The sequence below is a fragment of the Streptomyces sp. TAA486 genome, assembly GCF_000426165.1.
The window spans coordinates 560,105-574,079 of the sequence record NZ_AUEV01000002.1 but is presented as its reverse complement, the minus strand read 5'-3'; the positions used below and the strand labels follow the sequence as shown (position 1 = coordinate 574,079).

Annotated in this window: 9 protein-coding genes and 1 tRNA gene; 7 read left to right on the top strand and 3 right to left on the bottom strand. The window is 70.2% G+C overall.

The window, feature by feature from the left end; translation table 11 throughout:
* Positions 1–215: 215 nt before the first annotated feature.
* The 7 genes from I004_RS0106500 to I004_RS0106470 all read left to right on the top strand — a co-directional run bounded on the left by I004_RS0106500 (position 216) and on the right by I004_RS0106470 (position 9,151).
* Positions 216–300: transfer RNA gene (locus I004_RS0106500), tRNA-Leu, on the top strand.
* 372 nt (positions 301–672) lie between these two features.
* A complete protein-coding gene (locus I004_RS0106495; protein ID WP_028434811.1) occupies positions 673–2,214 on the top strand; it encodes a Re/Si-specific NAD(P)(+) transhydrogenase subunit alpha in 1,542 nt (513 codons plus the stop codon).
* Between the two features lie 6 nt (positions 2,215–2,220).
* Complete coding sequence (gene pntB, locus I004_RS32585) at positions 2,221–3,699, top strand: Re/Si-specific NAD(P)(+) transhydrogenase subunit beta (protein ID WP_051344761.1); 1,479 nt, start codon at positions 2,221–2,223, stop codon at positions 3,697–3,699.
* 242 nt (positions 3,700–3,941) lie between these two features.
* On the top strand, positions 3,942–5,102 hold the full coding sequence (locus tag I004_RS0106485) for an acyl-CoA dehydrogenase family protein (RefSeq protein ID WP_028434810.1): 1,161 nt from the start codon (positions 3,942–3,944) through the stop codon (positions 5,100–5,102).
* Positions 5,099–6,283 carry a glutamate dehydrogenase gene (locus tag I004_RS0106480; RefSeq protein WP_028434809.1) on the top strand — a complete coding sequence of 395 codons (1,185 nt, stop codon included), beginning with the start codon at positions 5,099–5,101 and terminating at the stop codon, positions 6,281–6,283. Before I004_RS0106485 ends, I004_RS0106480 begins: the two co-directional genes overlap by 4 nt.
* A gap of 74 nt (positions 6,284–6,357) precedes the next feature.
* Complete coding sequence (locus I004_RS0106475) at positions 6,358–8,427, top strand: acetate--CoA ligase family protein (RefSeq protein WP_486579780.1); 2,070 nt, start codon at positions 6,358–6,360, stop codon at positions 8,425–8,427.
* Between the two features lie 106 nt (positions 8,428–8,533).
* A complete protein-coding gene (locus I004_RS0106470) occupies positions 8,534–9,151 on the top strand; it encodes a TetR family transcriptional regulator C-terminal domain-containing protein (protein ID WP_028434807.1) in 618 nt (205 codons plus the stop codon).
* Between the two features lie 123 nt (positions 9,152–9,274).
* On the opposite strand, the gene I004_RS0106465 is transcribed toward I004_RS0106470, so the two are convergent.
* The 3 genes from I004_RS0106465 to I004_RS0106455 form a co-directional block, all read right to left on the bottom strand.
* A complete protein-coding gene (locus I004_RS0106465; protein ID WP_028434806.1) occupies positions 9,275–10,645 on the bottom strand; it encodes a M14 family metallopeptidase in 1,371 nt (456 codons plus the stop codon).
* A 187-nt stretch (positions 10,646–10,832) separates the two neighbouring features.
* Positions 10,833–12,047, bottom strand: coding sequence for a S8 family peptidase (locus I004_RS0106460; protein WP_028434805.1), 1,215 nt, complete (start codon positions 12,045–12,047; stop codon positions 10,833–10,835).
* Between the two features lie 374 nt (positions 12,048–12,421).
* A complete protein-coding gene (locus tag I004_RS0106455) occupies positions 12,422–13,738 on the bottom strand; it encodes a tetratricopeptide repeat protein (RefSeq protein WP_028434804.1) in 1,317 nt (438 codons plus the stop codon).
* Positions 13,739–13,975 lie beyond the last annotated feature (237 nt).

The window sequence follows — 13,975 nt, the reverse complement described above, 5'->3', positions numbered from 1 at the left end:
TCCGGCGAAGACCTCGTGAGCCGTGGCCGCGATGCTCACCGCCCCCCGGCCCAGGAGGATCCCACCGGACGGCGGCCTGACCTACTGCCAGAGCGGGCGGCCCGGCAAAATCCCCGCCGGGCCGCCCGCTCACCGGGGATCACCGAGGTGAGTACCGCTGCCGGAGCTTGGTATGGTTGTCCGCGTCGCCACGGCAGAGCCGGGCGACGACCCTTGTCCGGGTGGCGGAATGGCAGACGCGCTAGCTTGAGGTGCTAGTGCCCTTTATCGGGCGTGGGGGTTCAAGTCCCCCCTCGGACACAGATATTGCGCCTGCCGGCGTCGGCCTCTTTCCGGCCGGCGCCCGCGGATTCTCTCTGCCGGGCAGCTTTCTCCTCTGCGTCCCGTGGGTGGTCCACCCCGCGACAGCCTCCGTTTGCGCCGCGCAGCAGCGTGCATCCTCACATCAGTCCGATGCTGTGCTTCCGGCCGGTCGACCTCCCACCCGAGGTCACCGGCGGCGCACCCCGCCACCGCGGGAGGAGCCACGGAGAACTCACTTAGGAATAGTCCCTGCACAGAGCCCGTCAGACTGACATTAAATAAGCAGCCCCTGAGCAGTCCCCTCACCGCCGTCCGGCCCCGACGTACAACGGACCGCGGAGCCGCCCAACACCCCGTAAAGGGAGATCGATGTCAGATTCACATCCGCAGCAGGTGGGTGTCGCCGCAGAGTCGAAAGCCGGGGAGACCCGGGTCGCGGCCACACCCGACAGCATCCGGAAGATCCTGAAGCTCGGCTATGAGGCCGTCGTCGAATCGGGAGCGGGCGCGGCCTCGGGATTCTCCGACGAGCAGTACACGGAGGCGGGCGCGCGCATCGGCGACGCCTGGCAGGCGGACGTCGTCCTGAAGATCAACGAACCCTCGCGTGAGGAGATCGGGCGGTTGCGGGACGACGCGACGCTGGTCGGCATGCTCGCCCCCGGCCTCAACCCCGGCCTGCTGGACGACCTCGCCCAGCGGTCCCTCACCGCGCTGTCCATGGACGCGGTGCCGCGGATCTCGCGGGCACAGTCCCTGGACGTGCTCAGCTCCATGGCCAACATCGCCGGATACCGGGCCGTCATCGAGGCGGCGCACGTCTTCGGGCGGTTCTTCACCGGGCAGGTCACCGCGGCGGGCAAGGTGCCTCCGGCCAAGGTGCTCGTTGCCGGTGCGGGTGTGGCGGGCCTTGCCGCGATCGGCGCGGCGAGCAGCCTCGGAGGCGTCGTACGGGCCACCGACCCGCGTCCTGAGGTCGCCGACCAGGTCCGTTCGCTCGGCGGTGAGTACCTCGCCGTCGACGTCGAGCAGGAGGCGTCCACCGACGGATACGCCAAGCAGACCTCCGACGCGTACAACCAGCGTGCCGCGGAGATCTACAGCGAGCAGGCCGCCGACGTCGACATCATCGTCACCACGGCTCTGATCCCGGGCAAGCCGGCGCCGCGGCTGGTCACGGCGGAGGACGTGGCGAGCATGAAGCCCGGCAGCGTCATCGTCGACATGGCCGCCTCGCAGGGCGGCAACGTCGACGGGACGGTCGCCGGCAAGGCCATCGTCACCGACAACGGCGTCACGATCATCGGCTACACGGACCTGGCCGGGCGTCTGCCGACGCAGGCCTCGCAGCTGTACGGGACCAACATCGTCAACCTGCTCAAGCTGCTCACGCCGGAGAAGGACGGGCAGCTGACACTGGACTTCGACGACGCCGTTCAGCGAGGCGTCACGGTCGTGCGGGACGGTGAGAAGAGCTGGCCGCCGCCCCCGGTGGAGGTGTCCGCCCAGGCAGCTCCCAAGGCCGAGACCGCGGAACCCGCCGCCGAACCGGCCAAGCCCAAGCTGTCCGCGACGGCACGGTACGGCCTCATCGGCGCCGGGATGGCCGCCATGTTCGCGCTGATCGCCTTCTCGCCGACCCAACTGGCGGAGAACTTCACGGTGTTCGCGCTGGCCGTGGTCATCGGCTACTACGTCATCGGCAAGGTGCACCACGCCCTGCACACACCGCTGATGTCCGTGACCAACGCCATCTCCGGGATCGTCGTCGTCGGGGCGCTGGTGCAGATCGGCCACGTGGGACCGGCGGTCACGGTCCTGTCGTTCGTGGCGATCCTGCTCACCAGCGTCAACATCTTCGGAGGCTTCTCCGTCACCCGTCGCATGCTCGGCATGTTCTCGAAAGGCTGAGGCCCCATGACTGCCACCACGTCCGCCCAGGCCGCGCACCTCGTTGCGGCCCTTCTGTTCATCCTCAGCCTGGCCGGGCTCTCGCAGCACCGCACGTCCCGGGCCGGGGTCGTCTTCGGCATCGCCGGGATGGCGCTGGCGCTGCTCGCCACCGTCGTACTCGCCTCACTCGAGATCTCCGCGACCGCCATCCTCCTGATCCTCGTCGCGATGGCGATCGGAGGTGCCGCGGGGCTGTGGCGCGCGCGGCAGGTGGCGATGACGGAGATGCCCGAACTCATCGCGATCCTGCACAGCTTCGTCGGCGTGGCCGCGGTGCTGGTCGGCTGGAACAGCTACTTCGAGGTCGAGGCGAAGGGCGACGCCCAGCACGTCGTCCCCGCCGAGCTGCTGTCGATCCACCATGCCGAGGTGTTCATCGGCATCTTCATCGGCGCCGTCACCTTCACCGGCTCCGTCGTCGCGTTCCTCAAGCTGTCCGCGCGCATCAAGTCGCAGCCGCTGATGCTGCCGGGCAAGAACCTGCTCAACCTCGGTGCGCTGGCCGCGTTCCTGGTCCTGACGGTCTGGTTCACCATCGCCCCGAGCCTGGGCCTGATGATCGCCGTGACCGTGCTGGCGCTCCTCCTCGGCCTCCACCTCGTCGCAGCCATCGGCGGCGGTGACATGCCGGTCGTGGTCTCGATGCTCAACAGCTACTCGGGCTGGGCCGCGGCCGCCGCGGGGTTCCTCCTCGACAACAACCTGCTCATCGTCACCGGTGCGCTGGTCGGCTCCTCCGGTGCGTACCTCTCGTACATCATGTGCAAGGGCATGAACCGCTCGTTCATCTCGGTGATCGCCGGCGGCTTCGGCATCGAGGCCCCCTCCAGCGGCGACGACGATCAGGGCGAGCACCGTGAGACGAGCGCGGAGGAGGCGGCCGAACTCCTCGGCGCGGCAACCTCCGTGATCATCACGCCCGGCTACGGCATGGCCGTCGCCCAGGCCCAGCACCCGGTGGCGGAACTGACCCGCACGCTGCGCGAACGCGGAGTCGAGGTCCGCTTCGGCGTCCACCCTGTCGCCGGCCGCCTTCCGGGCCACATGAACGTGCTGCTGGCCGAGGCGAAGGTGCCCTACGACGTCGTGCTCGAAATGGACGAGATCAACGACGACTTCCCCCAGACCTCGGTCGTGCTGGTGATCGGCGCCAACGACACCGTCAACCCGGCGGCGGCCGAGGATCCCACCAGCCCGATCGCGGGCATGCCGGTGCTGCACGCCTGGGAGGCGGAGAACGTCATCGTCTTCAAGCGCTCGATGGCCTCCGGATACGCGGGAGTTCAGAACCCGCTGTTCTTCCGGGAGAACACCAGCATGCTCTTCGGTGACGCGAAGCAGAGCGTGGAGAACATCCTCCGGGCGCTGGACGACGCCCCGTCCTCGGGAGGTGCGGCCTCGAAGAGCGGCGGTGCGGCCCAGCCCGCGGGCGCGGGGAGGTAGCCGCCCGTACGCAGGTGCGCCGAGCGCACTCCTGACGGGACCTGGCGCAAGGAGACCCGCCCCCTGGTCGCAGCACCCCGCGGCCAGGGGGCGCTCCTGTGTGCCTGGCGACGGGTGCCCACGCTTCCCGAACCGGGTTGGTGTGCGGCCTCGTTGACACAGCCGCGAACCGCTCCGGATACTGACTCATGGTTCAGTAATGAGACCGGTAAGAGACGAGCGCCACCGCTGCCGGAGGCACCATGACAGACCTCCCCGCCGAGCTGGTTCCCCTCACCACCGAGCAACGGGACATCGTCGAGCTGAGCAGGGCGTTCACCGGCGCGGAGATCCGCCCGCGCGCCCGCGCCGTGGACGAGGCGGACACCGTCACCCCGTGGGACCTGTGGCGGAAGGCGGCCGACGTCGGCATCACCGGTTTCATGCTTCCCGAGGAGTACGGCGGCGGCGGATTCACCGACGTGTTCACGCAGTGCCTCGTACAGGAAGAGCTGTGCGTGGGAGATCTCGGCATCGGCAACCTGCTGTGCTCCAACGGCTTCTTCGCCGATCCCGTGCTGGAGCTGGGCAGCGAGCAGCAGAAGCGCGAATGGCTCACCCCGCTGGCCGCCGCCGATACGCCGATGACCGCGTTGGCCACCACCGAGCCCGGCGCCGGCTCGGACGCCGCCTCGATCACCACGACGGCCCGGTGGACCGACGGCGGCTACCTGCTGAACGGCCAGAAGGCGTGGATCTCCAACGCGGGCGAGGCCGAGCAGTACGTGGTCTTCGCCAAGACCGACCCGGCCGCCCGCTCCCGGGGCGTCACCGCGTTCCTCTTCCGCAGGGACACCGAGGGCGTCGCATTCGGTGAGCCGATGCGCAAGATGGGTCAACGCGCCATCGTCTGCCGGGAGATCTTCTTCACCGACGCCCTGGTGCCGGAGGAGCAGCGCCTCGGCGCCGAGGGGCAGGGCTTCTACGGACTGATGCGCACCTTCGACATCTCCCGCACCGTGCTGGGGGCAGCCGCGACCGGAGTGGCCAGGGCCGCGTACGAGTATGCCGCCGACTACGCAAGAACACGCGAGCAGTTCGGCAAGCCCGTCATCGAGCATCAGGCAGTGGCCTTCCGCCTCGCGGACATGCGCACCCGTATCGAGCAGTCACGGCTGATGACCTGGCGGGCAGCCAAGCGCATCGACGCCGGACTCGACGCACGGGCCGAGGCGGCAATGGCGAAGCTCACCGCGTCCGAGTCCGCGGCCTGGTGCACCTGGGCGGCCGTTCAGACCCTGGGCGGCTGGGGCTACTCGCGCGAACACCCCGTGGAGCAGTGGATGCGCGACGCCAAGCTGGAGGAGATCGAGGAAGGCACCTCGGACATCATGCGACTGATCATCTCAGCGGGCATCCGATGACCACGCACACTCCATTGGTCTCCCTCACCTGGACCGACCATGTGACGGGCCGCCAGGGGTACTTGGTCATCGACCGTCTCGTGCGCGGTGTCTCCAGCGGCGGCCTGCGGATGCGCAAGGGCTGCGCCCTGGACGAAGTGGCCGGTCTGGCACGGGGAATGACGATGAAGGAGGCCCTGCACTACGACTCGCAGGCCCGCTACATACCCCTTGGCGGCGCCAAGGGCGGCATCGACTGCGACCCGCGGGACCCGGAGGCCCACGGCGTCCTCGTGCGCTATCTGCGCGCCATGCGCCCGTACATACAGAACTTCTGGACCACGGGCGAGGACCTGGGCCTGACCCAGGACACGGTCGAGGAAGCCGCCGCCGAGGCCGGTCTGGGCTCCACCATCCAGGCCGTCCATCCCCTGCTCGACGACGAGCGCGCCGCGCGGCAGCGGCTCGACGACGCCTTCGCCATCGAGGTGGACGGCATCGGGCTCGACGAACTCGTGGGCGGCTGCGGCGTCGCCGAAGCGGTGCTCGCGGGCCTCGACAGCTCGGGAGCCGGACACGAGGAGACCCGGGTCGCGGTGCAGGGCTTCGGCACGATGGGCGGAGCCACCGCGCGCTTCCTCTCCCGGGCGGGTCTGAGGATCGTAGCCGTGGCCGACGTCGAGGGAACGGTCGCCAATCCGAACGGGCTGGACGTGGAGACGCTGCTCGCCGCCCGCGACGCGCACGGCACCGTGGACCGTTCCGCCCTTGCCTCCGACGACCAGCGGCTGCCCGGCGACGCATGGCTGTCGGCGGACGCCGACGTACTCGTCCCGGCTGCCGTCTCCTACGCGGTCGACACGGTCAACCAGCAGCGGATCAAGGCCCGTTGGGTGGTCGAGGCGGCCAACATGCCCGTACTGCCCGAGGCTGAGGCGCTGCTCGCGGCACGGGGCATCACCGTCCTGCCGGACGTCGTCGTCAATTCCTGCACCAACGCCTGGTGGTGGTGGACGCTCTTCGGCGACATCGGCGCGGACGCGGACGAGGCCTTCGCCCACATCCGACGCTCGATGCGTGCGCTGATCGAGCGGATGCTGGCACGGGCCGAAGCCGACCGCACGAGCCCGCGTGCGGCAGCCCATGCGATCGTGGCCGAGCGGCTGCCCCTCATCGCCGAGCGCTTCGGCTGGTACGGGTGAGCAGCGGGACGGGCCCTCCGACCGGAGGGTCGGCAACCGGGCTCGACGCTCTCTTCGACCCACGGTCCGTCGCCGTGGTCGGAGCATCGCAGAACCCCGCCAAGTGGGGGTACTGGCTCGCGAAGGGAGCGCTGGCCGGAGCGCACCGCCGCTCGGTCGATCTGGTCAACCGGCGCGGCGGTGAGTTGCACGGTGCACCGTTCCTGCCGGCGCTCGACGCCCTTCCCCGCATGCCGGAGCACGTGGTGGTGGCGGTGCCTTCGCCGGAGGTCCGTCCGGTCGTCACCGCCGGTCTGGCGGGCGGCGCGCGGTGCTTCACCGTCATCAGCTCCGGCGCCGGGAGCCGCCAGGAGGAGAGGGAACTGGCAGACCTCGTGACCCTGCAGGGCGCCCGGCTGCTCGGCCCCAACTGCATGGGCGTCGTCGACACAACGAACCAACTGCAGCTCAGCTGGGGCGACTTCCCGGCCGGGGCAGTGGGGCTCGTCTCCCAGAGCGGCAACCTCGCGCTGGAGATCGGCCGGCTGCTGGCAAGGGCGGGACAGGGTTTCTCGCGCTTCGTCTCACTGGGCAACCAGCGCGACATCGACGCCGTGGACGCACTGGACGCCCTCATCGCACACGAGGAGACGCGGGCACTCGCCGCCTACGTGGAGGACTTCCGCGACGGCCGCAGGCTGGCCCGAACGATGTCCACCGCGCACGCGGCCGGAAAGCCCGTACTGCTGCTGACAGTTGGCCGGAGCCACGCGTCGGGACGTGCCGCGGCGTCACACACCGGGGCCCTCGTCAGTGCCCGCGCCACGGTCGAGGCGGTGTGCCGGGAGTCGGGTGCGCTCCTGCTCGACACGGCGGGGGAGCTGGTGGACACAGCTGTGTGCCTGCTGGCTGCGTCCGCCGGTGCGGACGCCGGCAACGCGGAGCGCATCCGCTCCCCATCGCCGGGGCCGGACCCGGGCATCATCCGGGTGGCCGTCGTCGGAGACAGCGGAGGCCAAGGCGCCCTCGCCGCCGACACGTTCGCGGCTCACGGACTGGACGTACCCGCGCTTCCCGAGGCCACCGCCTCGGCCGTGGCGGCGCGTCTGCCGCACGGAGCAGGCTGCGGCAACCCCGTCGATCTGGCCGGTGCGGGCGAGCGGGACCTCGGCAACTACTCGCGGATCGCAGGGGTGTTACTGCACGGTGGCGACGTCGACGCCGTCGTCCTCACCGGATACTTCGGCGACTATGCGACGGCCGACCCCGCGCAGACGGACCGTGAGTGCGAGACCGCCGGTGAACTCGCCGACGCCGCCGACTCGTCGGGCCGGACGCTCATCGTGCACACCATGGCCCGCGACACCGCCGCGATCGACGCACTCAGGCGCCGAGGGATCCCCGTGTACGAGCGGATCGAGCAGGCCGCCCGCGCACTGGCCGGCACGGCGACGTTGCGCGCGGTCCGGCCGCAGCCGCCGCGGCACGGGCCGACGGCCCGGGCTCGGGCCCCGGCTCGGATGCCGCTGTCGGACGGCGGCTATGAGACGGTGCGCAAGCTGATCGCCTCGTACGGACTCGCCACGCCGGCGGCCGAGTTCGTCGCTTCCGGCGAGGAGGCCGTGGAGGCCGCGCACCGCGTCGGCTACCCCCTGGTCCTCAAGGCGATGGGTCTGCCGCACAGGACGGACGCGGGCGGCGTCGCTCTCGGAATCGAGGGAGAACGGGCGCTGCTCACCGCATTCGCGCGGATGCGGGGGGCCACCGGCGCGACGCGGTACGCGGTCGAGGCAATGGCTACGCCCCGGCACTCGGTGGAACTCATTGCCGGCGTACGGCGGGACCCGGCATTCGGATCCGTCGCCATGGTCGGCATCGGGGGAGTGGCCGCGGAACTGCTCGCCGACACGGTGCTCGCCACGGCACCGCTCACGCCCGAACGGGCCCGCGAGATGCTGCTGTCGCTGCGCAACGCGCCACTGCTGACCGGGTGGCGCGGTGCACCGCCGGTACGGCTGGACATCGCGGCCTGTGCACTGTGCTCTCTCGCGAGGGCTGCTTTGGAGCATCCCGAACTGTCGGAGCTGGAGGTCAATCCGCTGCTCGTGCATCCGGAGGGCGCGATCGCGCTCGACGCACACGCCGTCGTCGAACTCGGGCCGTGAACCCGGCACGTGAGCCGTTGCTGAGGTCGGCAAAGGTGCAAGTGGCGGCGGGGAGCCGCAGACTCGTTCCGGCCGGGCGCGGTCGCCGGCGGCGTAAGGTGACGCCGTGACCAGGGTGCGGCTGAGCGTCGAGCAGCGCCGCGAGGACCTGTTGCGTGCCGCGGTGGAACAGATCGAGGCCCGCGGCGTATCGGCCGTCCGCATCGCCGACGTCGCATCGAGCCTCGGCGTGAGCAACGCCCTGGTGCTCTACCACTTCTCCACGAAGGAGAAGCTCGTCGCCGCCGCCTACGCGCACGCGGCCGAGAGCGATCTGGCCCATCTGCGGAAACTGCTCGGCCGCCGCAGTTCTGCCCTGCGCAGGCTCCGCGCCGCCCTGCGCTGGTACGCACCGACAGGCCAGGCCAAAGGGTGGCGGCTGTGGATCGAGGGGTGGGCGGCGTCACTTCGCGAGCCGTCGCTGCGGGAGGTCGCCCGTGACCTCGATCAGCAGTGGAAAGCCGCCCTGACCGAAGTGATCGCCGAAGGGGTGGGAGCCGGCGAGTTCGACTGCGAGGACCCCGCCTCCACGGCCTGGCGTCTGACGGCACTCCTCGACGGCCTGGCGGTGCACACGACTTCGTACACGTCGCTCTCACGCGCGGCCATGCTGCGATGGGCGGACGATGCGCTGGCCCACGAACTGGGCATCGACCGGGGCGCGTTGACGACCGCCGGGCGGTGACCGGCGTCCGGCATGGAATGGCAGCGCCGGGAACGTGAAAAGCGGTGCTGGGCACGTGAAGTGCGTGCCCAGCACCGCCGCCCGGTCGGAACGCGGGTGCTCGCCCATCGACCCGGCCGGGACTCAGCTACCGCTGCAGTACTGCTCCTCCTTGCCGATGGAGCGGTACATGCAGTCGGCGTTCTCGATCAACTGGAGCACCGCGTCGCGGTTGCGGTCCGTCTCACGCTCGATGACGTCGTCGGGCGGGTAGAAGCCGCCTTCGAGGATGTTCGTCGGATACATCTCGAAGGTGTAGGCGAAGATCTTCTGGTTGCCCCACAGCCAGTCGTCGATCGACCCGTCGGTGATGTAGAGGTCGCTGGACTGCTCGGCGGTGTAGCCGTTGCTGGCGCCCATCTTCTCGCCCACTGCCGCGAAGGCGTCGTGGTCGTCCTGGGTGAGTCCCTCGGCGGTGTCGTCGGTGGTGTATCCGTAGGGCCAGAGCACCAGTTCGCTGTAGGTGTGGAAGTCGATCGCAGCCTTGATCTGCTGCTTGCCTCCGACCACGCGGGAACGTACGAAGTCGGCGACGACCTTCACCTCGGGTCCGGACTCGGGCGCCGTGCCGCGGTAGGTCTCGGAGCTCGGGCTGCCGGAAGAGCCGCCGCAGCAGCCGAACTTGTAGTCCCAGTTGCGGTTCAGGTCCGTACCCACGGAGCTGGAGCCGGAGTTGGGCTGACGGTTCTTGCGCCAGCTGCGGTAGGAGCCGGAGGCGATGTCGTACTCGCCGCCGTCCGGGTTGAGGTCGGGGATGATCCAGATCTCGCGGCCGTTGACGGCGTCGGCTATCCGGGAGTCCGTCGCGTAGTCCTCGCCGAACTCGCGCAGCAGATAGAGCGCCATCTCGACGGTGAGGTGCTCTCGGGCGTGCTGGTGATGGGTGAAGAGGATTTCGGGCTCGTCCTCGTCCGTGGCGACGTTGTCGCTGACCTTGATGGCGATGAGGTCCCGGCCCTCGTGGGACTTCCCGATGACCTGCTTGCTCATGATCGACGGGTTCTGCGCGATGCGCTGGTCGATCTCGTCCATCGCCTCGGCGTAGTTGTGGTAGCCGGAGTCGGAGGGCGGGAAGTCGCCGGGCTTGCGGGCCTCTCCGCCGGTGCGGGCCGGCGGTGCGCTCAGCTTCTTCAGCGTGTGTCCGAGCTTCCGCAGCTTGCCGGCCTGCGAAGAGTCGGCGCTGACCACCACGGAGTGGTCATGGACCTCGTCCACCGACACTCCGGTGGCGGCGACCGCGGTGCGGTCGGCGACCGTGGACGGCCCGTGGATCTCGTACTGCCTGATGTCCTCGTCGACGGTCGCCGTGGATGCCCGGGCCGGGGGAGCGGCGGTGGCGTTGGTGCTGGCGGTGAGCGGCGCCGCGAGGACCAGTGTCAGCAGGGCCACGAAGGTTGGGGGTACCGCCCGCCGAAGGCAGGGGGAGGTTCGTTTTCGCTGTGTACGAAGTCGCATGGCAACTCCTGGGATCGGGAGCGGGGGGGTGCCCCGAAGTGCGCGGACAGTTCCGCGCACTTCGGCGCCCGGCGTTGCGAGGTCGTGCGCTGTCCCGGCCCGGTGGCACAGTCGTGGCTGCGCCCACCGGGCCGGGGGTGCGGGCCGGTGTGAGGAGGGGGGACACTCGTCGCACCGGCCCGCCGGATCAGAACAGGCTGTGGAGGAGCTTGTTCGGGGAACCGGCCATCGGGTCCTGGACCTTGTCGTTCGTGGCGTTGTTCACCAGAGCGTCCCGTACCTCGGTGGGCGAGGCGTCGGGGTGGTCGGCCAGGTAGAGAGCGGCGACGCCTGCCGTGTGGGGCGAGGCCATCGAGGTGCCGCTGATGGTGTTCGTTGCGCTGTCGTCGGTGTTCCAGGACGACGTGACGTCCACGCCGGGGGCGAACACGTCAACGCAGGTTCCGTAGTTGGAGAAGGACGCGCGCGTGTCCGTGTTGTCGGTGGCGCCGACGGTGATCGCCTCGGTCACCCGGGCGGGGCTGACGGTGCAGGCGTCCACGGGACGGCCGAGGAAGTCCCCGTTGCCGGCGGCAAGGGCGTAACTGACGCCGGAGGAGACGGAGTTGCGCACGGCCGCGTCGAGTGTGTCGCTGGCGCCGCCGCCGAGGCTCATGTTGGCGACGGCCGGCTTGACGGCGTTGGCGGTGACCCAGTCGACGCCCGCGATCACGCCGGCAGTGCTGCCGGAACCACCGCAGTTGAGGACGCGGACGCCGACGATCGAGGCGGCCTTGGCCACGCCGTAGGTGGAACCGGCAGTGGTGCCCGCAACGTGAGTGCCGTGCCCGTTGCAGTCGTTCCCGTTCTGGCCGTCGCCGACGGTGTCGGTGCCGATGGAGGCCCGGCCGCCGAACTCGCTGTGCGAGGTGCGCAGTCCGGTGTCGATGACGTAGACGTGCACGTTGGACGCAGTGGTGTTGTACGTGTACGTGCCGCTCAGCGGCAGGTCCCGCTGGTCGATGCGGTCGATTCCCCACGTGGCGTCGGGCTGCGTGTCGCTGGCCGTGACCTTCGAGTCCTGTTCCACGAGGGCGACGCGGGGGTCGGCGGCCAGCTTGTGCGCCTGCGCCTTGGTCATCTTCGCGGAGAAGCCGTTCAGGACCTCTGTGTAGACGTGTGAGACGCGGCCGTCGCTGCGCCGGGTGAGGTCACCCGCGACAGACTTCGTCGACCGGGTGCCGTCCTTGAGGGTGACGATCCAGCTGCCCGGGACCGCTGTCCCGGTGGCGGCCAGCCGGACGTCGGCGGAGGGGGGTGTTGCGCTGTGGGCCGGCGAGCCGGCCAATTGCATGCCTGTCAGCAGCAGAACTGCTGGAACGAGAGCGCTCAGACGACGGGTGACAGATCGCATGTAGTGCACCAGACCTTCCTGGACCGGATCTCGGACGTACGGACCGGACTGCTGCGCGCCTCGCCCAGGGCAGGGCGCGGTGCGGCACGCAGATGTGCGACGGGTCAGGTGGTACAGGGGGCAACTGGGGCTGCTTCCCGCCAAGTTGGTTCCGGTGCGCCGTCGAGCTGGGCTCCGCTGCTCCGTGGTGGGTTCGAGCAGACGGGCTGGTGGGGGGCGCGCCGAAGTTGTCAACAGGAGTCATGGAAGCTGTTACCCTGCTGCTGAGAAGTGTGCTGGCCGCTGAAGACCGCGTCAAGAGCCTTGTGCTGCAAGGGATTTGACCGGTTCGACGAGGAGAGGCCGGCGGGGCGGGCCCTGATGCAGCGGGTCCCCGGGCCTCGTCACACGCCTTCCAGCGCTGCCAGCCCTTGCCGGTAGACCGCTGCGGCTTCTTCGGTGCGCCCCCTTCGCAGCAGCTGGTCACCGAGGAGACGGCAGGTCCCGATGGCCTCGAGCGTGGCGCCGACCAGCAGGTAACGCTCGATCGCGGAGCGGAAGAGGGTCTCGGCGGCAGCCGCGTCACCCCGGTCGACGGCGATGCGTGCCTCGATGCGGTCGAGTTCGGCAGCCTGCTCCGGGTCCTGGCGGCTGGGGGCCAGAACGGACCGGCATTCGCCGACGAGGTCGGCAGCCTCTTCGGGCCGCCCCACCTTACGTACGACGTCGGCCAGTTCGGCGGTGGCGTTGATCCGGCGCTGAACGGCGCCGGTCTCACTCAGGATGCCCCGGGCCTCACGTAACTGCTCCTCCGCCTCGGCGAGCCGCCCACGGCGGGCGGTGAGGAAGCCGTGGGCGAACCGGCACATCCCCACTTCCGTGCGCAGCCGCAGATGTTCGTACAGAGCCGTTGCCCGCACGATCGTCTGCTCCGCCTCGTCGTACCTGCCCTGCGCCACCAGGACCCGGTTGATGTGGTAATAGCCCTGGGCGAGGACATCGGGCGCGCTCACGTCCGGAGCCCGTGTCAGCGCGGCGTCGGCGACGGCCCCGGCCCGGCCCAGGTCCCCTCGCTCCACATGCGGCAGGCCGCACGCCGCGAGCAGCGCGAACTCCACCGTCGACTGGGACGTCCGAACCGCCTCGCGCAGATGTTCCTCGACGAGGGTCAGCGCATCGTCGATGGATCCGCCGGCGAACAGGGCCCACATCCGGCCCATCAGCGCGGGGAGCCTCTGGGAGAGGTCCCGCTCGCGCAGCAGCGCGTCGGCCTCCTCGAACAGCACGCGGCCCGCGGCATGGTCGCCTTGGTGGCGGGCCACGAGGCCGAGTCCGTATCGGGCGAGCGCTCTCAGCGTCCGGTCCTGGTGCTCCTCGGCCTCCGCGGACAGCGCCTCGTACACGGCGGACGCCCGTTCCGTATCTCCGCCGGACAGGACGATGCGCGCCTCGGCGGCCTCGGCCTGCAACTCGCGGCGCCGACCGGGGGGATAACCGAAGCAGAGGTCTTCGAGGTCCGTGCCGAGCCGGACGGCGAAATACGTCGCCGCGGCCGGCGACGGGGTGCGTTTGCCGCCCTCGATCGACGACACATATGCCCGGGTGAACCGGTCGCCCGCCAACTCGGTCTGTGTCAGCCCCCGTTGAGCGCGCAGCTGCAGCATCCGCGCCCCGATCCCGGCCACATCGGCGTCGGCGGGGAACGAGGCGGCGTCTGACATGCGGGTCACCTTAAGGCACCGGTGAGGTGGGCTCAGGGGGTCCGGTGAACTTTGGGATCATGCGTTGCCCGACCCGCGGGGAGACGCGCGGCGCTGTACGCGTTGCGGGGCTCTGACGGCCGTCGCGAGGGCCGTGCCGGGAGGGAGGAGACAGGCGCGCGCCCCTGACGCGTGCGCGTTCGCGCGCGGACGCCCCCGGTACGCGCCGCGGCCCCGGGCGGCCGGCTCCGCAGCCGG

Bases quoted from the DNA above. Each gene is read 5' to 3' on its own strand.
- I004_RS0106495 (WP_028434811.1), top strand. From the start codon at position 673: ATGTCAGATTCACATCCGCAGCAGGTGGGTGTCGCCGCAGAGTCGAAA.
- pntB (WP_051344761.1), top strand. From the start codon at position 2,221: ATGACTGCCACCACGTCCGCCCAGGCCGCGCACCTCGTTGCGGCCCTT.
- I004_RS0106485 (WP_028434810.1), top strand. From the start codon at position 3,942: ATGACAGACCTCCCCGCCGAGCTGGTTCCCCTCACCACCGAGCAACGG.
- I004_RS0106480 (WP_028434809.1), top strand. From the start codon at position 5,099: ATGACCACGCACACTCCATTGGTCTCCCTCACCTGGACCGACCATGTG.
- I004_RS0106465 (WP_028434806.1), bottom strand. From the start codon at position 10,645: ATGCGACTTCGTACACAGCGAAAACGAACCTCCCCCTGCCTTCGGCGG.
- I004_RS0106455 (WP_028434804.1), bottom strand. From the start codon at position 13,738: ATGTCAGACGCCGCCTCGTTCCCCGCCGACGCCGATGTGGCCGGGATC.